Raw genomic sequence first — 20,773 nt, 5'->3', positions numbered from 1 at the left:
TAAACTAAAAAATTTTTAGGTGGTACTAAACAAGTAATGATTGATTGTAGTAGTACATGAAATGCCAAATAGCACCTATTATAGTTTTCCAAAGATTTAGCAAAAGACAAAGTTCTCCTGACTAAACACGATGCTTTTTGCCTAAGAATGTTGTTGCCTCTTTCGATATAGCTAATCTTGCCTATTTACTTTCTCAAGGCGCGATCGCATTTATTAGAGAATACCGCATTCCCCTTTTGCTGCCTTTACTAGGATTTCTTGCGGTATCAGAGCATATTTTTCGTTAACGGATATCGGTACATATCTTTTAGAAAACAGTTATAAGATGAGGTATTAAAAAACAGCAACTTGTCTAAGAGTTTCTAATACTTGAGGAGATTGCACCTTATATAAATCTTGTTTTCCTTTATATTCCCCAATTAGGCGAATTGTTTGGAGTAATTCTTGAGTGACTGGTCCTTTTTCGATTACGCCTTTAGTAAAGGACTTCATAATGTTGATGCTTTAGAATATGAAAGAATTGGATCTTTGTACAAAACAAAAAGCATCTATTCAATAACAGTTAAATTCTGACGTGCCCTGATTAACCCCTTTACGTCTTGGCATCTTTGTGCGAAATGAAAAATTAATAATTAGTAAGGGAGAAAAACAAATCTCCCCTCTAAAATCTATCTAACCAACAGTACCTTCCAACTTCAGACTAAGTAACTTATCAGCTTCAGCCGCAAATTCCATAGGCAACTCATTTAATACATCCTTACAGAACCCACTAACCAACATTGAAACCGCATCCTCTTCCGAAATACCACGCTGAGCAAAGTAAAAAAGCTGCTCTTCTCCAATTTTCGCAGTAGAAGCTTCATGCTCCACTTTCGCCGTATTATTATCCACCTGAATATAGGGGAAAGTATTCGCTTCGGCATTATCCCCAATTAACATCGAATCGCATTGAGAATAATTCCTCGCACCCTTCGCTTTCGGGCCCATTTTGACCAAACCACGATAGCTACCCTTAGAATTACCAGCCGAAACTCCCTTAGAAATAATCGTACTGCGGGTGTTTTTGCCGATATGAATCATTTTGGTGCCAGTATCAGCCTGTTGCAAATTATTCGTTAGGGCGATCGAGTAAAACTCCCCTACAGAATTATCACCAACTAAGACACAACCAGGATATTTCCAGGTGATCGCAGAACCTGTTTCCACTTGAGTCCAAGAAATCTTAGAATTTACCCCTTTGCACAAACCCCTTTTGGTAACAAAGTTATAAATTCCCCCCTTGCCATTTTCATCACCAGCAAACCAGTTTTGCACTGTGGAATATTTGATATCTGCATTGTCCAACGCAACCAACTCGACAACCGCAGCGTGAAGTTGATTAGTATCAAACATCGGTGCAGTACAACCTTCGAGATAGCTAACAGATGCTCCTTCTTCGGCAATAATGAGAGTCCTCTCAAATTGTCCTGTATCGCCGTCATTAATCCGAAAATAGGTGGACAACTCCATAGGACATTTCACGCCTTTAGGAATGTAGACAAATGAGCCATCACTAAAGACTGCTGAGTTTAAAGCAGTAAAGAAATTGTCTGCGACAGGAACAACAGTACCTAAATATTTTTGGATGATTTCGGGATATTCTTGCAAAGCTTCGGAGATTGAACAGAAGATAACCCCATCTTCAGCTAATTTTTCCTTAAAAGTCGTGGCAACGGAAACACTATCAAAGATGGCATCTACTGCAACGTTGCCCAATCTTTTTTGTTCTGATAAGGGAATTCCCAACTTCTCAAAAGTTTCGAGCAGAGTAGGATCTACTTGATCCAAACTGCCGAGTTGTTCTTTCTTTTGTTTCGGTGCTGAATAATAAACAATATCCTGATAATCAATAGCAGGATAACCAACATGAGCCCAATCTGGTTCAGTCATCTTAAGCCACTGACTATAGGCTTTGAGACGAAACTCCAGCATAAATTCTGGCTCGTTTTTTTTAGATGAAATTAGGCGAATAATGTCTTCACTAAGTCCCCGAGGAATAGCATCGGTTTCGATGTCGGTAACAAAGCCGTATTTGTAGGGTTGATTGACTAGATTCTTGACTGTGGCACTCATGTTTGGAATTTAAACAATAAATTTGTTGTTTAAGTCTATTGTAGGTTACATTAACAACAAAGATGTTGTCAAACTCAAAAATTTTATAATTCAACGATGGCGACTACTAGTTTAACCGCGACAAAACAGAATATATTGGAGTATCTGCTCAAACAAGGTCAAGCAACAGCTCAACAGTTGGCGAAAGCTTTCGACCTAAGTTCTCAAGCAATTCGTCGTCATTTGGGAGAATTAGAAGCCGAAGGCTTGATCGCCCATGATGCTAGGCAAAAGGGCATGGGAAGACCTAAATATCAGTATCAACTAAGTGCCAAGGGGCGTGGTCTATTTCCCCATCGTTACGAAGAATTTGCGGTTTCTTTTTTAGATACTTTAGCCGAAACGGTAGGCAAAGAGAGAGTTGGCAAGGTTTTAGCTAAACAATGGCAAAAAAAAGCTCAGGACTATCGCGATCGCATTGGCAATGGAACATTACAAGAAAGAGTTGCCAGGCTCGTCCAACTACGTCAGGAAGAAGGCTATATGGCAGAGTTACATCAGATAGAAACAGAAGATGACCAGCAACAGTTTGTCCTTACAGAATATAATTGCGCGATTTCGGAGGTAGCCGAATCTTATCCGAGTATCTGTGGCCATGAGTTAGAGATGTTTGCCGGGATTTTACCCGATTGCCAGGTCGAACGAAATCATTGGCTCAATAATGGTGAACATCTTTGTGGATATTTAATTAAAGCAAAGTGATCCCAGTCTGTTATTCGTAGTTAGTAAGACCAAGATGCAATCTCTCAAGACAAAATATTCTTTTGAGGAATATCTCAATTACCGAGATCATACGGACTAAACTGTTGACCAAACATTCGCGATATAAATTAATTTACTCCTCATCCCTCATCCCTCATCCCTTATTTATGATCACGCTCCTAGTTCCAACAAAATCAAATAAGAACTAATACCCGCTAAAAACCAAAGAAAAGTCGAGGTTCTTGGCTCAGGCAGTTCTTCAACAAAAACATTGAACAAAATAAATCCTGTAAGAAATGCTGTCAGGACATCAGTAAGTAACTCATCAAATTCTGGGTCTAAAAAAACGTTCAGCGCCAAACCCGCAAACAATGACAGAGCCAATACGGAACTTCCAATGACCTTGAAATGATTCCCATGTTTTTTATGAAGTCCATAATTCCGACTCAATAAATGTAATCCCATTGTTAATACATAAACTAATACCAGAATGAAAAAACCGTGAAAATGGCCAGGTAAAGTATAGATAATTAGTGCATTATAAATACCTGCAAAAAATATCTCCACCATAAATATTCGGGATAATAGTTTTTGGTCATGCTTAGTATTTTGTAATACGAGACTCTGCATTCCATAAAAAACGACGAAGCCACCTAAAGTAATAATATAAATCGATCTACCAAAAGCTGCTCCAGCTTCTTCAAGCTCAGGTAATAAATGAATAAAAACGTAGGATATTGCTAGTCCACCACTAAAAGAGTGAACAATATGTTCTACATTATCGAATAACTTATAAATAGGATGGGAAACAAGATGAAAAACTGCCAAAAGAGACGTTACCAATAAGAGTACCCAAAGTACTTCTGATTCAACAGCATGAGTTTCAGCAGTTTCCGCAACTTCTGCGAAATAAAAAATTAAGCTCATTTATGATTCTAGAACTTCTATTAATTTATAGTGATTTCACAACAATTCTCACAAGTTTATGAGGAAAGTCAAGCATAGTTTCGATTAATAAAATAAATATTCATGAAAAAAAATATGGGAGAGCAGCCGATATTCAGAACTAAACAAGCACATAAAACCCTGGACATCTTAATCGATCAAGATAATTTTGCTGCTGGACTTTTTCTTGCACCAGCCTTAATTCTTTTAGGGATCTTCTTGTTTTATCCCATTATCTATTTGCTTTATCTAAGTTTTACTACTGGAAGTTTTACTGTTGACGGTATGCGTTGGGTGGGCTGGCGTAACTATTGGCGTTTGCTGATAGATGCGGATTTTTGGCAGGTTATGGGAAATAGTTTTTATTTTGGAATTGCAACAGTAATTCCAACGATTGTGCTTCCTCTTTTACTAGCAACTATTCTTAACCAGGCGATCGCATTACGGGGATTGTTACGCACTGCCTATTTTATTCCTTCTATTACTTCGCTAGTTGCTGTTGGCTTGAGTTTTCGTTGGTTATTTCAAACTCAAGGGCCTGTTAATAATTGGCTCATAACACTGGGGCTAGATCCCATTCCCTGGTTGAGTAGTACCGTTTGGGCTATGCCTGTACTTATCTTATTAAGTAGCTGGAAACAAATTGGTTTTAATTTGGTTGTCTTTCTTGGTGGCTTGCAGACTATTCCCCAATCTCGTTATGAAGCCGCCGAATTGGACGGAGCCAATGCTTGGGCCAAATTTTGGTATATTACTTTGCCTGGGTTGCGCCCGACAATCATTTTTGCTGTGGTAACCACTACCATTTTTACGTTTCGTAGTTTTGAGCAAGTTTATATCATTACTGGTGGCGGGCCTTTAAATTCAACAAATCTACTCGTTTACTATATTTACGAACAAGCTTTTGCTCGCTTTGAATTTGGCTATGCTGCCGCTGCTGCGACTATTTTATTATTAATTACGTTTGTCTTGGTTGCTTTATATTTGAGAAGTTGGCAAGAAACTGATTAACGTGATTTCGACAAACTAGTGCCGCTGCGCGGAAGTAATAAGTAATAAGTAATAAGTAATAAGTAATAAGTCTTGATATATCAGCTTTTTGCTCTTCGTTGATGGTTGTCTTATTTACGCCCGCGTCCACTAGAGATGGATTAATTTGAGAATTTTTTACGGACAAAACCTAGTAAATTATGAATAAATGATTCTTTTTCTTGAGATAATAGCTGCGGCTCTGGTTGATTTTTTTGATAAAGAATCGAGCCAAGACTCTTATCTGCCAAGAGTTTGAGTTTGCTCTTACTGGGGGTGTAACTAGCTAGAAAGATTTCGTCCACTAGTCCGATCGCAATTAAACAATAGGCAGTAAACCGAATTTTTGCCAGGGGTTGCTCAGTGAGCTCAGCTATTTTGGTAAGAGATGTTGCGCCATCAGCAAGTTCCCATAATTTTTGCTCCCAAGACATGAGTTTTACATGGGGCTTTGCCATGAGTCTTTTTAAGCCAAAACTCGCCTCTGGTAGTTGATCGGCAAAGATCTCACGGTTTTTGATTAATCTTAAGGCATAAATACTAACTTGAGTTGGCCTCATGTGATGCCCTGTCATTTCTAGCCAGGGAATTTTCATTAGGCGATCGCGTAATTCGGCACTTTCATCAAAACGGAAAGAGCCAGCATTCAATTGAAATAGCTCGTAAACTTGATGTAGTTTTATTTGAAAAATAAAATTTAATTGCTCTTTGGACAAAAATTGATTTTTGTGGAGATAAATCCCCAAGGGCATTTCTGGAGGACATAGAGTCCTCAACTTGTTGGTGACCAGAGGCGTTACCCAACCTTGTTGTTCAATAAACTCGATTAGCCCCTTTAGATTAATGCGATCGCTGACAGCTACAAGATAACCATCTTGAAACCAAATATAATAGATGGGGCTTAAATGAATTTGTTTAAGAGTTAAAGATCCCTGGACAATCAGACGACCTGATTGTTTCTTTTGTTCAATGATGCGAAACAATTCGGGCAACGAAAATGATTTTAGAGAGCTGCAAATACTCATAAAATATCCAACTTAGTCCCCAAATTGCAAACAAGCTAAAAAATTAGCCTCAAGGATCAAACATAAAGATCTAGTAAAGACTATGTAAATTCTATGTTAATCGATTTAGCAATTGATGATCCAGATCAAGACCGATATTAGGTTTTAGGTGGTAGATTTTAGGTTGAAAAATATTTTAATTTCCCAACTGGGTTCTAAGGTTAATAAATCAGCTATATTATTGGCTGTTGGCGCAATTACAAAACAATAATTCACTGAAGATTTCCTAGCCGCTCTTTGTGGCTTTTTATCTAAAGTGAACCTGTGGATCTATATACTCCAGGCAACAATGTTAAGCCAGTTGCGTCAATAACCTGATAAGGATTTGAGCCTGCTTGATTAATAATGTAGTACTATTTGAGGATGTTTGTTGATGAGAGAAAAAGAAGAACAAGTAGTGGTACAGAAATCCCCAGAGCAACAAGAAGAAAATATAGTAGTTGAAATTGTTAAGACTCTGGTCACTGCTGCAATTTTAGCCTTTGGCATTCGCACTTTTGTCGCAGAAGCAAGATACATTCCCTCAGAATCGATGCAGCCTACTCTAGAAATTAATGATCGCTTAATTATTGAGAAGATCAGCTATCGCTTTAGAACTCCCCAAAGAGGTGATGTGGTAGTTTTTCGCCCGACCGAAGAGCTAAAAAAACAAGGCTACAAGGAGGCTTTTATTAAAAGAGTGATTGGCTTACCTGGAGACACAGTGGAAGTTAAAAATGACAGAGTATTTGTTAATGGTCAGGAATTAGCAGAAAAATATATCTACGTTCCGAATAATGACCCAGGATATCAACCCCGCCCGCAAAAACCCTATGGGCCAACAAAAGTCCCTGAGGATCAATATTTGGTTTTAGGAGACAATCGGAATAATAGTTTAGATTCTCGTTCTTGGGGTTTTGTTCCTCAAAAAAATTTGATTGGTAGAGCAACAGTACGTTTTTGGCCTTTGCAACGTCTTGGCACTCTAGACGAAAAGCCTCTTTATCCCAATTAATGATTTGATGTTGCAGGGAATCAAACAGTGAGGAAAAATCTTACCCCTGTTCCCTGTTCCCTGTTCCCTGTTCCCCTTTCCCCGACTGGACATCCACCCAATTCTACAGAAAACAAGCTCTTCATCTCAAAAGATTAATTTAATGAAGTTATCGTTACAAAAGAGCATAAAACTTCATCGTTCCAGTACATAGTTGCACATGAATTGCACAAAAACTTTGCTTAAATCAGATTAGTCCAAAAAAACTAAATTACTGAATCTCCTAACTCACCAAGTCTCTGGGGCTTATTTTCCGGTGAAAACCAAGAAAGCAAGTGTCAAGCCTTGACTTTTTCGGGGCTTCTTTATGGCTGAGGAGATAAAAAGTTGGGGTTCAGTTTCTTACAATCTAGTTTTTTGGTATTTATCAATATTCAGGAGAAACATTCATGTTAGATGCTTTTGCCCGTGTAATTTCTCAGGCCGATGCCAGAGGAGACTATATTACCAATAATCAATTTGACGCGCTAAACAGTATGGTTGCAGAAAGCAACAAGCGCATGGATGTTGTTAATCGCATCACTAGTAACAGTTCGACAATCGTCGCTAGTGCTGCTCGTGCTCTTTTTGCTCAACAGCCTCAGTTGATTGCACCAGGGGGAAATGCTTATACAAGTCGTCGGATGGCAGCTTGTTTGCGAGATATGGAGATTGTCTTGCGCTATGTTACTTATGCCACATTTGCTGGCGACGGTAGTGTTTTAGAAGATCGTTGTTTAAATGGCCTCAGAGAAACTTATGTGGCTTTGGGAGTTCCCGGTGGTTCTGTTGCTGAAGGCGTCAATAAAATGAAAGATGCGGCGATCGCAATTGCCAATAGCAAAGATGGCATCACTAATGGAGATTGTAGTTCTCTAATGTCTGAGCTTGCTGGCTATTTTGATCGTGCAGCTTCTGCAGTTAGCTAACTAACTTTCCCTTTAAATATCGTCAAAACAGCTAATCGCCAAGATTTGCTGGCAAAAAGAACATAAATTACAAGAGGTATATTATTAATGAAAACTCCCATTACCGAAGCCATCTCCACCGCTGATTCTCAAGGACGCTTCCTTAGTAGTAGCGAAATCCAAGTTGCTTTCGGTCGCTTTCGTCAAGCTAATGCTAGCCTCCAAGCTGCTCAATCATTAACTAGTCAAGCAAGTTCTCTAGTTAATGGTGCAACTAATGCTGTTTACCAAAAATTTCCCTACACCACTACTATGCCAGGAGCTAACTATGCTTCTACTCCTGAAGGCAAAGCTAAATGTGCTCGGGATGTTGGCTACTATCTAAGAATGGTTACTTATTGCCTAGTAGCTGGTGGCACTGGCCCTATGGATGACTATCTAATTGCAGGTATTGCTGAAATTAATAGTACTTTTGAATTATCTCCTAGCTGGTATGTAGAAGCTCTTAAATATATCAAGGCGAATCATGGTTTAAGTGGTGATCCTGCTGTAGAAGCCAACTCCTATCTTGACTATGCTATCAATTGCCTAAGCTAGTAATATTCGGTCGAGAATCGTAGAATATTCCCCGTAATTTTTTACATTAGGGCTCTAGGTTTTAAGTTCTAAGTTTTAAGCTCATATTATTTTGACTAATCGTCAAGCTTAGAGCCTAGGACTTATGACTTATAGCCATTAGTTTTAATTCACATAAATAGGAGCATAACCAGTGGTAATTTCAGCAGCAGCTCGTCTAGGGATTTCTGCCTTTGACGAAACTAGCATTGTGGAACTGCGGTTTGATTGGAGCCAGGAAGAGGCTAAAATTGCGATCGCAGCAGTTTATCGACAGCTTTTGGGCAATGATCATCTGATGAAGTCTGAGCGTCTTACTAGCGCTGAGTCTCTACTGTGTGATCGCAAAATTTCTCTGCGGGAGTTTGTCAGAGCGGTTGCCAAGTCAGAATTATATAAGTCAAAATTTTTCTATAACAACTATCATCCTCGGACTATCGAATTAAATTTTAAACATATTCTTGGTCGAGCACCCTATGATGAGACCGAGATTATCGAGCATCTAGACATTTATCAGAGTCAGGGTTTCGAAGTAGACATAGACTCCTATATCGACTCTGAAGAGTATACTCAAAGTTTTGGCGATAATATTGTCCCTTACTACCGAGGTTTTGCGACCCAGAAAGGCCAGAAAACAGTGGGCTTTACCCGGATGTTCCAACTATATCAAGGTTATGCCAATAGCGATCGCGCCCAAGGCAATACGGGTAGTCCTCGCCTAACCTACGATTTAGCTCGTAACATGGCAACTCCGGTGAATAATCCTGGCGGCAGAGGTTCTCTTTCAGGAACCACAACTACTGCTAGAGGGAATTTATATCGTTTGCGAGTCGCCCAGGGCGCACCAGGAAACTCACCTCAAATACGTCGTAGTTTCCAAGAATATGTCGTGCCCTACGAAAGACTTTCCGCAACCCTACAAAAACTTAATAAACAAGGTGGTCGTATTGAGAGTCTGACTCCTGCTTAATCTGACTTTCAACCACAGCTCTTGATCTACAAATACTAAGGAGAATCATACGTGGCTATTACAACAGCAGCATCTCGTTTGGGGGTTTCTGCTTTTAGCGATCGCAAGCCTTTAGAATTACGTCCTGATTGGAGTCAGGATGAGGCGAATGCGGTTATTAATGCAGTTTATCGTCAAGTTTTGGGCAATGACTATATTATGTTGTCTGAGCGCTTGACGGCTACTGAATCATTACTCAGTAACGGTTCGCTTACCGTTAGAGATTTTGTTCGGGCGGTTGCCAAATCGGAACTGTATAAGAAAAAATTTCTTTATGACAATTTTCAAACTAGAGTTATTGAATTAAATTTCAAACATCTGTTGGGTCGTGCACCCTATGATGAATCTGAGTTTATTTATCATCTTGATCTCTATCAAAATAAAGGCTTTGAAGCTGATATCGATGATTATATCGATTCGGCCGAATATGAAGCAAGTTTTGGCGAGAATATCGTTCCCTACTACAGAGGGTTTAACACGCAAACCCAACAAAAAACCGTCGGCTTTACTCGGATGTTCCAACTGTATCGTGGTTATGCCAATAGCGATCGCGCCCAAGTCGCCGGCAAACCTACCCGTTTGGCCAAAGAGCTAGCCGCTAATAATGCTTCAGCAGTAGTTGCACCTTCGGGAGGGACCAATGGCTGGGCTTATCGCGACTCTAGCAAAGGCACGACCCCAGAACGGACTTTTAGAAGTTCAAACAAAGAAGGCCGGGTGTATCGTGTCGAAATAGCTGGTATGAGTTTGGCTGGTTACCCTAAAGTACGTCGTGCTAGCCGTGCTCTGTTGGTGTCCTATGAGCAACTGACCCCAACTTTGCAAAGAATCAATAAGATGGGCGGCAAAGTTGCTAGCGTTACTTTGGCCTAAACAATAAATAACTTATTTAAGGAGATAGTTAAGATTATGTTAGGCAGTTCTTTGATTGGAGGAAGTTCCAGTTCATCTTCTCAGAATCGAGTTTTCGTTTATGAAGTAACTGGATTAAGACAAAATGACAATAATGACGGGAATGATTATCCTGTCCGCAGCAGTAATAGTGTATTTGTGCGAGTTCCTTACAACCGCATGAATGAAGAAATGCTGCGTATTGGCAAAATGGGAGGAAAAATTGTTGATATTCAACCCCTTGGGCTCTCTAGCACTGGGGAGGATGCAGCAAATGATGAATAATGATTCTTAAAATCAATTAAACCGAGGGTAGAAGTTAAAAGTGGTCAAGCTAAAACTTCTGCCTTCAGGAACGAAGCAACGTTAATAATTTATTTTTATAATAATGGTTACTATAATCAAGCCTTCTCTGAGAGAAAATCAATATTTACTGATTCGTCAACTGGCGAACTTTATTGAGGATCAATGGCAATTGCACCTAGAGCCATCTCCCTACGACATTCCTCAAAACCTCGGTTATGTAGAAGGTAATCTTGAAGGAGAAAAGTTGATTATCGAAAATCACTGTTATCAAACAACTCAATTTCGCAAGTTGCATCTAGAATTAGCCAAGGTTGGCGATCGCTTGGACATCTTGCATTGCGTGATGTTTCCTCGGGCCAATTATGATCTGCCAATATTTGGAGTTGATTTAGTTGCCAGTAAAATGGGTATTGGAGCGGCGATCGTTGATCTGTCTCCTGTCAACAGCGATCACCTATTGCCGAGCTCCTATCGAGATTTTTTGCAGGATCTGCCACAATTAGATTTTTCCCAGCCCCGTGCTTTGCCAGAATGGGGAAGAATTTTTTCAGAATTTTGTCTGTTTGTCCGTCCCGGAGATCACGATGAAGAACAGCTATTTTTTCATCGTGTTCAGCAATATCTAACTCTTCATTGCCAAATTGCTCTGGCGAAACCGCAAATCTCATCTCTAGTAGGCAAGGCTCAAATCTTGTTGGGTCAACATTACTACTGCACTCAACAACAACAGAACGACAAGACAAGAAGAGTTTTGGAAAAGTCTTTGGGTTCAACCTGGACAGATCGCTATATGAGTCAAATGCTTTTTGATTGTCCTTTAAATATTGAAAATTACTTAAACGAAAATTACTAACAACTTTAGTTTGAGCTATTTGATTAATTTTGATGAAATTATTCTTTAACAAAGATTGATTCAAGTTAAAGTTATTTAACAAAAGTAATTGTGTTTTTACCATGGCGGGAGCAAAGAAATCCCCAAGAAAAAAGTCTCCTAGCAAAAAAATATTGTTTGAGGCGGTTTTTAGGAATTCATTAGAAGCGATTATTATCCTGGATAAAAGCGATCGCATAATGGAGGTCAATCCTGCTGCTTGTAAGTTATTAGGACGCAAGAAAAAAAATTTATTAAATCATAAAATTGCTGATTTTTTAGAATTGCCCCTCAATTGGCCACAGGTTCAGGGTCGAGCAAAAATTAAAATTAAACAAGATCAAGGGGAGGCCAAAATTGCCGAGTATAGCCAAGTTCAGAATTTGCTACCCAGCTATAACTTGCTAATTTTACAGGACATGAGTAGTTTTCAAAATTCAGCGATCGCAGAATTAGAGCTGCACCACCAAAGAGTTGAGTTATTTGCTGAAGTCACCCTCAAAATTCGCCAATCTCTACAGCTCCAAGAGATTCTACAAACTGCAGTTAGCGAAGTTCAAAGAATTTTACAGGCAGATCGTGTACTCATTTATCAAGTTTTCACCAATGGCACGGGGATGCCGATTCGCGAAGCAGTATTACCAGAATTTAAGCCTATTCTGGGGGTTAAGTTTCCCGAGGAAGTTTTTCCTGAAGATTATCGCCAACTCTATTCCCAAGGCCGGGTTATCGCGATCGCAGATGTGCGCTCCACTGATGCCAATTTAGCCGAATGTCTGATTGAATTTATGGACGAATGGCAAATTAAATCCAAGCTCGTGGTGCCAATTCTGCAAAATGCCCAATTTCCCAAGAAGACTCCCCGAGAAGATCGACTCTGGGGGTTACTAATTGCCCATCAATGCCAAGCCACGAGAACCTGGACTGACTTTGAATTGGAACTAATGCGCCAACTAGCAGATCAAATTGGAATTGCCTTATCCCAAGCCGAACTACTTGAAAACTTAGAAGGATTAGTCGCGGAGAGAACTGCTAAATTGAGTCAAGCTAATCACAATTTACAGCAGGAGATGAGCGATCGCCTAGAGGCAGAAGCTGCTTTACGTCACAGCGAAGAGCAATTGCGTCTCATTGCCAATGGCTTACCAGTTTTAATTGCCTATGTAGATCGGCAGCAGCATTATCGCTTTAACAATGAAGCTTATAAAATTTGGTTAGGATTATCGCCCCGAGAAATTCAAAACTCTCATTTGCTCAAAGTTCACGGAGAGACAGAATATAAACAAATTAAACCCCATATAGAAACTGTATTAACTGGTGAGATGGTAACCTATGAAAGAGATCTCATTCTTCAAGACGGCTGTATGCATTCGCTGAGCATTACCTATATTCCCCATATTCAGGAAGACCATATTATCCAAGGATTTTTTGCTCTGACCAGTGATATCAGCGATCGCAAAGCGATCGAAAGAATGAAAGACGAGTTTATTTCCGTCGTTAGCCACGAACTGAGAACACCCCTAACTTCGATTCATAGTTCTCTCAAGATTTTGGCAACGGGAAAGCTAGGCAGTCTTTCGAAGAAAGGACAACGAATGCTCCAAATTGCCGACGAGCAAACCGAGCGCCTGGTTCATCTAGTGAACAATGTTCTTGATTTACAAAGAATTCAGTCGGGCAAAATCACCATGAACAAGCAAGCCGCCCAAGCTGAAGAGCTGATCCTCGAAGCTGTACAAACCATGGAAACCCTAGCGCAAGAACAGGCCATTCGGATTTCGATTCAACCAAATAACTTTATTGTTTGGGCAGACCGCGACTATATCGTACAAGCGCTGACGAATCTTTTGAGCAATGCAATTAAATTTTCTCCCCCCAACAGCATGATCGTGATATCCGCAACCAAAAATCACCGTCAGACAAATGGCAAGCAACAGCAAACGGTTTCTCCCATAACTTTTGCAGTTCAAGATCAAGGACAAGGCATCCCTGAGGACCGACTAGAAACCATTTTTGAGCGGTTTCAACAAGTAGACTCTTCTGATTCGCGGAAAAAAGGCGGCACGGGTTTAGGATTAGCTATTTGTCGTCAGATTGTCGAAGGACATGGGGGTCAAATTTGGGTAGAAAGTTGTCTGGATAAAGGCAGCACTTTTTACTTTACTTTACCCGAACTAATTCAATTAGAGAGCAAAGATCATGGCTGAAAAAAACATTTTACTAATTGATGATGAAGAGACTATTCAAGAGGTAGTGCAGATCGGCATCGAAATTGAAGCTGGGTGGCAAGTAGAAACGGCATCTTCAGGAACTGAAGGCATTAATTTAGCTACACACCGCCAACCTGATGCTATTCTGCTCGACATCATGATGCCCGATATGGATGGGATTGCCACCTTGTCCCGCCTCAAATCTAATGCCAAAACTAGCGCAATTCCCGTAATTTTTCTCACAGCCAAAACTCAAGCTGTCGAGAAAGAGCAATTTCGCAATCTCGGAGTCGCCGATATAATCACTAAACCATTTAATGCGATGACTCTTGCTAGTCAAATTGCCAAAATACTAGGATGGAATTTTTAAGCTTTGTTGTTTAATTTAATTTTTTAAGACATGAGAATTTTATTAGTTGATGATGATGAAGTTTTAATTGAGTTGTTAACGAGAAATCTGGAACAACAGAATTATGCGATTGATGTTGCCAAAGATGGGGAACAGGGCTGGATTTATGGCTCCACCTATAGCTACGATTTAATGATTCTCGATTGGTCTCTACCAAAACTTGATGGCATTACCCTATGCCAGCAGTTCCGAACGAGCGGGTTAAATAATCCTATTATCCTATTGACCTCCCGTGATGGGAGTCAAAACAAAATTAGAGGTCTCGATTCTGGAGCCGATGATTATATATGTAAACCTTTTGACACTGAAGAATTAGCAGCTCGCATTCGCGCTTTACTCCGCCGAATGAACTGTGATTTTTTTCCTATTTTGAGTTGGGGGCAATTGCAACTCAATCCTTGTAATTGTACGGTTACCTATCAAGAAGAACCAATAAGCCTGGGAGCTAAAGAATATCGACTATTAGAATTGTTGCTGCGACATAGCCAAGAGGTTCTAAGTATCGAAGAAATTATGGATCATCTCTGGTCATCTACAGAATATCCGGCTGATGCTACGGTCCGCTCTCATATGCGCCGTTTGCGTCAAAAACTAAAACTAGCTGGACTGCCGACAGATTTTATTACCACAATCCGCGGACAAGGCTATTGTCTGAAGCCCTTGAAGAGTGATCATAATGCTGCGATAGACCATTCAATAAAGAGATCTCCTCAGCCGTCAATTATCCCAGAAAATAAACCAGATAAAAAAATGCAACATATAGCTGCGCTAGCTTCTATTTGGGAGAAATATCAACCCAAAAGAGAAAAGCAATTAAAAATCTTGTCCCAAGCTGTAGCATCTCTTCAGATCGGCAATCTGGAAACAAGTGATCGCGTATCGGCAATCGTAGTAGCCCATAGTTTGGCAGGCAATTTAGGGCAATTTGGGTTAAATAGAGCTTCTAAACTAGCCCGAGAATTAGAACAATTATTACAAGAAGACCTAAGCCATGAGCCTCAGCAACTATTACAGTTACTTGACAAATTAGAGGCTTTGCAAAAACAGGTCACCGAACAACCAAATATTACCCATCAAATAAGCCAACAATTAGCACAGAATTCGCCCTGTTTACTAATTGTCAACGACGATCATCACTTAAACGAAGAATTGATAGCAGAAGCTCAAATTCAAGGGATCAATACCAAAATAATTACCAATCCGAAATCGGTCAAAATCTGGCTGGACGAACAACAATCTCAGGGGAAAAAACTTCCAGATGCAGTTATGCTCAATATCTCTTTTGAGGAGGATTCGAAGTCACAAAATTCCCTATCAGAATATTTAGAGTTAATTGCAGAATTTAATTTACTTATTCCATCAATACCAGTTATCGTAATTGCCGATCGCGATCGCTTTCAAGATCGGCTACAAGTTGCTAGACATGGCGGCAGATTGTATCTCACCCAACCTATTCGGGCTAGTCAAATTATTTCTATCTTCCAAAAAGCATCACAACATTCGTCCCCAGGCAAAAAAATTATGATTGTCGATGATGATGTAGAGCTGTTGCAAATATTACCTGATCTACTGAAACCTTGGAGATTCAAACTGACTACTCTAGATGATCCTCGACAATTCTGGGAAGTCTTGCAAGCTATCGACCCTGATTTATTAGTATTAGATATTGAGATGCCTTACTTAAGTGGCATTGAACTATGTAAAGTGCTGCGCACTCACACTTACTGGTGCAAACTTCCTGTTATGTTTTTAAGTATTCATAACGACACAAGCATTTCTGATCAAGTATTTGCCAGTGGCGCTAATGATTTTATTAACAAACCAGTTGTCGCGCCACAGCTAGCAAATAGAATTATCAATCGCCTCAATCTTGAGCATTCTTAAAACGAAGGCAGAAGGCAGAGGGCAGATGATTTTGAACCTAAAACCAGTCTTTACGAATAAGTAAATCGCCGAAATGTGCCTAGTATCTATTTTGTGTCGGGTTTTTGGGGAGGAAAAGCAAGTAAGGTGATATGCCCAACCAAAATCAGCAAATCTCTTTCTAACCCCGCGACTTTTTTAGCATTTTCCAAAAATCCAGGTAGCTGAACTGTGACAATAGCCCCGGCAATGATAAATAATAAGACTAAATTGCTTGCTTTCCAGAAACGACCAAACAACAGTGCCACACTGGCAACCACCTCAGCAATCCCCGTGATTGGCCCCAAGAAACCAGGAAGACCAAATCCGACGAATTTTTCCGTTGCCATAGACCAAAAAATCGCCTTTGGTAATCCGTGATAGAGGAAAATTGCCACTAGAGTTAAACGAATAATTAGTAGGGAATAAACCTGAAAATTGGTTTTAGATTTTGTTGTTTGAGTCATAGTATTTGTCATGGTTTAAATCTCCTTTGAGTTATAAGTTTAATAAGTCTTTTTACTAGATGTAATTCCCTAAACTATGCGAGAGATAGAACTTCTGCCATCTGCCCTCTGGCCTGACGCGCTAGCTAATCCTTTAGGGCTACCCTCTCGATCTTGGTTGATGGGAGAAAAAATAAATCGCATCGCGCGATCGCGGAAAATATAGCTATGAAGCCAGCTCATCAGAATCATCAAACGATTATGCCAATTAGGGAAATAGACCAAATGTACAGCTAGCCAGAACAACCAAGGCAAAAAGCCTCTGAGTTGCAGATTGCCAATTTTCCCCACTCCGCAATAACAACCAATAATAGCCAGTCTCCCTTTGTTGAAATAGCGAAAAGGCCTCACAGAATGTCCTTGAATAATTTTGGTAATAGCTTGCGCTACATAGACCCCTTGCTGCAAAGCTTCTGGTGCTACCCCAGATAAATTTTGACGGGAGGAATTTACCTGAGCGAGATCGCCAATGGCAAAAACCTCTGGATATTGCGCTAGTTGTAAGGTTGGGGAAACCTTAATTTTCCCTTGGTTACTCGTTTGCGGGAAAGGAAAGCTTTTCGGAATAGCGCCGGTGACTCCCACAGCCCAAATAACCGTAGCTGAAGCAAACCAAGTACCATCATCTAGTTCAAAGCCTTGGGCAGAAACTGAAGTAACTTTGGAGCGCAACATAACTTTTACCCCCAGACGACGCAGCTTACTTGCTGTGTAATCACCCAGAGATGAGGGAAATTCCGATAATAAGCGATCGCCGGAATGCACCAAAATAATCGTCACGTCTTGAGAATCTAATCTCGGATAATCTTTGAGCAAAGCATCATTGACCAACTCGACTAACGAGCCCGCTAATTCGACTCCTGTCGCACCTCCTCCTACAATAGCGATAGTTAATAGTTTTTTCCGTCGAGCAAAATCTAATTCTCTTGAACCTTGCTCACAACAGCTCAGAATGTGATGACGCAGGTTTATCGCATCACCAAGATTTTTTAGAGGAAAAGCAAATTTTTTTGCCGATTCAACACCAAAAAACTGGCTGCGACTACCAGTCGCCAAGACCAAATAATCATAGGAAATAGTTTCATTTGCCAATTGAACTATCTTGGCAGGAAAATCAATAGTTTCAACTTTTGCCGACACAAAACTAACATTGGGCGAGCTGCGCAACAGATTCCGAATCGGTACCACAACCTGTTCAGGGGCTAATTGGGCAGTAGCAACTTGATAGAGTAAAGGAATAAAACTGTGATAGTTATGGCGATCTATTAAAATAACTTCCACTGCTTTATGGGCCAAAGATTGAGCTGCTTGTAAACCACCAAAGCCTGCCCCAACAATTACGACACGATGATATGTTTGATGTTGTTTCATAGGGAAAAATAGCCATTCATAATGGTGTTACCTTGGGGTTGTTTAGTATCAGCTTCCGGCTCGATGGTAATCAAAATGGCGTTAGCATTTTTTAAAGCATTATTCGATAATTCCAAATGAACAATTCCTTCTTCATCGGGAGTAAAATTTGCACAGCCAGTTGTTTTTTCTGGAGATACGGCCCAGAGGCGATATACTTTCTTTCCGGATAAAGGTGCCAAATTTTGGAGAGCTAAAACAGCTTTCTTTTGCTGTGGAGCAATAAACAAACTTCCCGATGCTTTTGGTAATTCCTCTAATCCTTGAAGAGAAACTAAACGATTATGAGGTTGACGCAGCAGGCCAATTAATTCTTGTTGTTGATGTAATTGATTATTATTAGCTAGTTTTTGGCGTAAACTATAATTATCAACCCCCAATAATAATGTACTGACCACAGCAATACCACTAATTACCCAGGCCATAGGATTGAGTTTTGGAAAATTAGGATATTTTACTTGATTTTTTTGAGCAATTGAATCACAAATTCTACCACGCAAATCAGAGCTAGGATTATTTTGCGGTAAGCTATAGGGCATCAAAGTTAAAGTTGCCGATAATTCATCAATTTGCTGCTGAATTTGAGGGTTAGCAACTAATTTTTTATTTAGCCAAGTCAATTCTTTTTCGTCCAAATTACCGAGAACATAGCCGGCTAAAATCTCTTCTAAGTTGTAAGATTCATAATTATTTGCCATTTTTTAAGTGATCAAATTTTGTAAGTTTTTTCTAAGTATTATTAGTCCCCGACGACTATGGGTTTTGACAGTTCCTAAGGGTATTTCTAGTATCTCAGAAATTTCCGATTGACTAAGGCCTTCATAATAAGATAGTTCCAAAATTTTTCTTTGATTATCAGATAAATATTGCAGAGCATTTTTAACTTGAATTTCTCGCTCTTCCGTCGAGGCAATATCTATAGGATTAGCCTTATTTTCCTTGCCAATTAGATCCTTTATCTTACCAAGATTATGTAATAAATTACCTTGGGATTTTTTAGAACGTATTTTATCTATGGTTCTTGATCTAGTTAGCATCATTAAATAGGTATAAAAAGAACCTCGTTGTGGATTATAGTTGGGCTTCTCCTGAAGAGTCAGAAAAATTTCTTGCGTTAGATCCTCTGCTTCTGAATTATTTTTTAACATCCGATAAATCAAACGATAAACCAATAACCCATAGCGATCATATAAGATGCCTAAAGCTGCCGAATCACCCCGAATAAAATCGGCAAAAATTGCTTCATCTGTTGTCTGTTCTCCTTCAGTATTATTCACCTGAAATAAATCACGCTCTGTTTTTATCACGCTCTTATTAAAAGTATTGATAATCGCTTTGTATGAATCACTACTAAATATGAATACGGAGTCACTGGAAATTTGGATTCAATTTTTTTTAAACCGCGTCTAGTTTGAAACCCGTAGTTTTTGTCATTGTTTCGGGAACAGGGAATAGGGAATGGGGAACAGGGTTTGAGGCCTCTATAACTTTATTTCAAAACTCCAGTTCTCAATATGGACGCGGTTTATATAGCAATATCAATTGCTAAGTCATGTAGGCTAATATTTTAGTCTCTATGTAAACCATGAGGACAAAACTTCCATGAAAGCAGCAAGAATCCACGAATATGGCGACCCTGCTTCGGTGCAGGTTGACGAAATAGAACTTCCGAACCCAGGTGCAGGGGAAGTAAGAATTATAGTGAAAGCTGCGGGAATGAATAACTCTGACTTGCAATCAACCTATGGCAAATATAAAGGTTATGGTCATCTGGGATTGCCCCATATTCTTGGTCAGGAAGCAGCGGGAATAGTTGATGCTGTGGGTGATGGCGTTACAGAATTTTGCCCTGGGATGCGAGTAGTAGGACATGTTAGCGGCGCTTTTGCCGAATATGCGATCGCCCCAACCGAAGAATTATTAGTACTTCCAGATGCCATTTCTTTTGAAGTCGCAGCTAGTTTACCGATCGCCTATTTAACCGCGAGCATGGCACTGATTCATAAAGCACAAGTCCAGCCTGGAGAATGGGTCTTGATCCATCCGGGTAGTGGTGGCGTGGGCACAGCAGCATTACAACTGGTGAAGCTTTTGGGTGCCAAAGCGATCGCGACGGCGGGAAGTACAGCTAAAGTAGCATGCTTGAAGGAATTAGGCGCAGCAGAGGCATTTGATTATAGTCAAACCGATGTCGTTGCCGAAGTGAAAAGAATCACAAATGATGCAGGAGTGAATGTGGCCTTAGATGGCGGTGGAAAAGTTACCTTGCCCCATTGTCTAGATGCGATCGCAAATCATGGTCGTATTGTCTCCTATGGTTATGTAACTGGCATAGAAGCGACTATTCCTCTGATTAAAGTAATTGGGCGCAATGTCCAGCTCTATGGCATTGCCCTTTGGTACAACGAATATTACCAAGCAAGTTTAGCCACCTTAAGAGATCTTGTATTGCCAGCAGTTGCCGAGAGAAAAATTCAACCTGCGATCGATCAGGTGGTTGGGTTAGAAGGAATTGCCGAGGCGTTATTAACTATAGAACAGCGAGGCGTTATGGGGAAAATTATTGTCGTGCCAAGTTTGAGTAATAAGCAATAAGGCAATATTCTTGTTTTTTCTCTTAATATTTTAAAGAGAAAGACTATGAATCCAGTGGCAATAAACTTAGCTGATCTTGATGGTGCTAATGGTTTTGTAGTTAATGGTCTTGATGAGAGTGACCGTTCAGGTAATTCAGTAAGTAATGCTGGGGATATTAATCGTGATGGTATCGATGATCTTATTATTTTATTGGCGCACCACGTGCAGATGAAAGTTATTTAGTATTTGGCGGCAG

At 40.0% G+C, this 20,773-nt stretch carries 23 protein-coding genes; 15 read left to right on the top strand and 8 right to left on the bottom strand.

Translation table 11 applies throughout. The features are described from left to right. Positions 1–137 precede the first annotated feature (137 nt). Positions 138–287, top strand: a complete 150-nt coding sequence (locus XEN7305_RS29165) for a hypothetical protein (protein WP_158500428.1) — start codon at positions 138–140, stop codon at positions 285–287. A 46-nt stretch (positions 288–333) separates the two neighbouring features. On the opposite strand, the gene XEN7305_RS28760 is transcribed toward XEN7305_RS29165, so the two are convergent. Both XEN7305_RS28760 and sufB read right to left on the bottom strand, forming a co-directional pair. Continuing rightward, positions 334–492 (bottom strand): hypothetical protein, encoded by a 159-nt coding sequence (locus tag XEN7305_RS28760; RefSeq protein ID WP_006511583.1) that lies wholly within the window; start codon positions 490–492, stop codon positions 334–336. A gap of 180 nt (positions 493–672) precedes the next feature. After that, positions 673–2,112: a Fe-S cluster assembly protein SufB gene (gene sufB / locus XEN7305_RS21260; RefSeq protein ID WP_006511582.1), complete on the bottom strand. Its 1,440-nt coding sequence runs from the start codon at positions 2,110–2,112 to the stop codon at positions 673–675. A gap of 96 nt (positions 2,113–2,208) precedes the next feature. Between sufB and sufR the strand changes: the two genes are divergently transcribed. Further along, positions 2,209–2,853, top strand: a complete 645-nt coding sequence (gene sufR / locus XEN7305_RS21255) for an iron-sulfur cluster biosynthesis transcriptional regulator SufR (RefSeq protein WP_006511581.1) — start codon at positions 2,209–2,211, stop codon at positions 2,851–2,853. A 171-nt stretch (positions 2,854–3,024) separates the two neighbouring features. Here the strand turns inward: sufR and XEN7305_RS21250 are convergent, their stop codons facing one another. Continuing rightward, positions 3,025–3,780 (bottom strand): hypothetical protein, encoded by a 756-nt coding sequence (locus XEN7305_RS21250; RefSeq protein WP_006511580.1) that lies wholly within the window; start codon positions 3,778–3,780, stop codon positions 3,025–3,027. 114 nt (positions 3,781–3,894) lie between these two features. On the opposite strand from XEN7305_RS21250, the gene XEN7305_RS21245 reads away from it, so the two are divergent. Continuing rightward, complete coding sequence (locus tag XEN7305_RS21245; protein ID WP_006511579.1) at positions 3,895–4,809, top strand: carbohydrate ABC transporter permease; 915 nt, start codon at positions 3,895–3,897, stop codon at positions 4,807–4,809. Positions 4,810–4,949: 140 nt separating this feature from the next. Here the strand turns inward: XEN7305_RS21245 and XEN7305_RS21240 are convergent, their stop codons facing one another. Next, on the bottom strand, positions 4,950–5,852 hold the full coding sequence (locus tag XEN7305_RS21240; RefSeq protein WP_006511578.1) for a DUF4388 domain-containing protein: 903 nt from the start codon (positions 5,850–5,852) through the stop codon (positions 4,950–4,952). A gap of 412 nt (positions 5,853–6,264) precedes the next feature. On the opposite strand from XEN7305_RS21240, the gene lepB reads away from it, so the two are divergent. From lepB to XEN7305_RS21190, 10 genes are all read left to right on the top strand, one after another. Then, complete coding sequence (gene lepB, locus XEN7305_RS21235) at positions 6,265–6,885, top strand: signal peptidase I (protein ID WP_006511577.1); 621 nt, start codon at positions 6,265–6,267, stop codon at positions 6,883–6,885. Positions 6,886–7,313: 428 nt separating this feature from the next. Beyond that, positions 7,314–7,832: a phycocyanin subunit beta gene (locus XEN7305_RS21230; protein WP_006511576.1), complete on the top strand. Its 519-nt coding sequence runs from the start codon at positions 7,314–7,316 to the stop codon at positions 7,830–7,832. 87 nt (positions 7,833–7,919) lie between these two features. Beyond that, a complete protein-coding gene (gene cpcA / locus XEN7305_RS21225) occupies positions 7,920–8,408 on the top strand; it encodes a phycocyanin subunit alpha (RefSeq protein ID WP_006511575.1) in 489 nt (162 codons plus the stop codon). A gap of 172 nt (positions 8,409–8,580) precedes the next feature. Further along, complete coding sequence (locus XEN7305_RS21220; protein ID WP_006511574.1) at positions 8,581–9,396, top strand: phycobilisome linker polypeptide; 816 nt, start codon at positions 8,581–8,583, stop codon at positions 9,394–9,396. 51 nt (positions 9,397–9,447) lie between these two features. Continuing rightward, positions 9,448–10,308 (top strand): phycobilisome linker polypeptide, encoded by an 861-nt coding sequence (locus XEN7305_RS21215; protein ID WP_006511573.1) that lies wholly within the window; start codon positions 9,448–9,450, stop codon positions 10,306–10,308. 36 nt (positions 10,309–10,344) lie between these two features. Then, a complete protein-coding gene (locus tag XEN7305_RS21210; protein ID WP_006511572.1) occupies positions 10,345–10,611 on the top strand; it encodes a phycobilisome linker polypeptide in 267 nt (88 codons plus the stop codon). Between the two features lie 103 nt (positions 10,612–10,714). Continuing rightward, a complete protein-coding gene (locus tag XEN7305_RS21205; RefSeq protein WP_006511571.1) occupies positions 10,715–11,485 on the top strand; it encodes a phycocyanobilin:ferredoxin oxidoreductase in 771 nt (256 codons plus the stop codon). Positions 11,486–11,586: 101 nt separating this feature from the next. Further along, the gene (locus tag XEN7305_RS21200; RefSeq protein ID WP_006511570.1) at positions 11,587–13,710 is read left to right on the top strand and encodes an ATP-binding protein; all 2,124 of its coding nucleotides are present in this window, start codon (positions 11,587–11,589) and stop codon (positions 13,708–13,710) included. Continuing rightward, the gene (locus XEN7305_RS21195) at positions 13,703–14,083 is read left to right on the top strand and encodes a response regulator (protein WP_006511569.1); all 381 of its coding nucleotides are present in this window, start codon (positions 13,703–13,705) and stop codon (positions 14,081–14,083) included. Before XEN7305_RS21200 ends, XEN7305_RS21195 begins: the two co-directional genes overlap by 8 nt. A 30-nt stretch (positions 14,084–14,113) precedes the next feature. Beyond that, complete coding sequence (locus tag XEN7305_RS21190; RefSeq protein ID WP_006511568.1) at positions 14,114–16,006, top strand: response regulator; 1,893 nt, start codon at positions 14,114–14,116, stop codon at positions 16,004–16,006. An 86-nt stretch (positions 16,007–16,092) separates the two neighbouring features. Here XEN7305_RS21190 and XEN7305_RS21185 read toward each other — a convergent pair whose 3' ends face one another. Genes XEN7305_RS21185 through XEN7305_RS21170 form a run of 4 tightly spaced genes read right to left on the bottom strand, consistent with a single transcriptional unit; the run spans position 16,093 to position 19,247 of the window. Continuing rightward, a complete protein-coding gene (locus tag XEN7305_RS21185; RefSeq protein WP_006511567.1) occupies positions 16,093–16,503 on the bottom strand; it encodes a DoxX family protein in 411 nt (136 codons plus the stop codon). 57 nt (positions 16,504–16,560) lie between these two features. Further along, positions 16,561–17,901: an NAD(P)/FAD-dependent oxidoreductase gene (locus XEN7305_RS21180; protein WP_006511566.1), complete on the bottom strand. Its 1,341-nt coding sequence runs from the start codon at positions 17,899–17,901 to the stop codon at positions 16,561–16,563. Further along, positions 17,898–18,638 carry an anti-sigma factor gene (locus XEN7305_RS21175; protein ID WP_006511565.1) on the bottom strand — a complete coding sequence of 247 codons (741 nt, stop codon included), beginning with the start codon at positions 18,636–18,638 and terminating at the stop codon, positions 17,898–17,900. Before XEN7305_RS21175 ends, XEN7305_RS21180 begins: the two co-directional genes overlap by 4 nt. Positions 18,639–18,641: 3 nt before the next feature. After that, positions 18,642–19,247: a sigma-70 family RNA polymerase sigma factor gene (locus XEN7305_RS21170; RefSeq protein ID WP_006511564.1), complete on the bottom strand. Its 606-nt coding sequence runs from the start codon at positions 19,245–19,247 to the stop codon at positions 18,642–18,644. 295 nt (positions 19,248–19,542) lie between these two features. Between XEN7305_RS21170 and XEN7305_RS21165 the strand changes: the two genes are divergently transcribed. Together XEN7305_RS21165 and XEN7305_RS21160 are read left to right on the top strand one after the other, a co-directional pair. Further along, positions 19,543–20,535, top strand: a complete 993-nt coding sequence (locus XEN7305_RS21165; RefSeq protein ID WP_006511563.1) for an NADPH:quinone oxidoreductase family protein — start codon at positions 19,543–19,545, stop codon at positions 20,533–20,535. 45 nt (positions 20,536–20,580) lie between these two features. Beyond that, positions 20,581–20,760 carry a hypothetical protein gene (locus XEN7305_RS21160; protein ID WP_006511562.1) on the top strand — a complete coding sequence of 60 codons (180 nt, stop codon included), beginning with the start codon at positions 20,581–20,583 and terminating at the stop codon, positions 20,758–20,760. Positions 20,761–20,773: the final 13 nt, after the last annotated feature.

Origin of the sequence: Xenococcus sp. PCC 7305, from assembly GCF_000332055.1 — a bacterium.
In the GTDB taxonomy this organism is placed as follows: Bacteria; Cyanobacteriota; Cyanobacteriia; order Cyanobacteriales; family Xenococcaceae; genus Xenococcus.
This window is presented reverse-complemented; position numbering and strand designations above follow the sequence as displayed.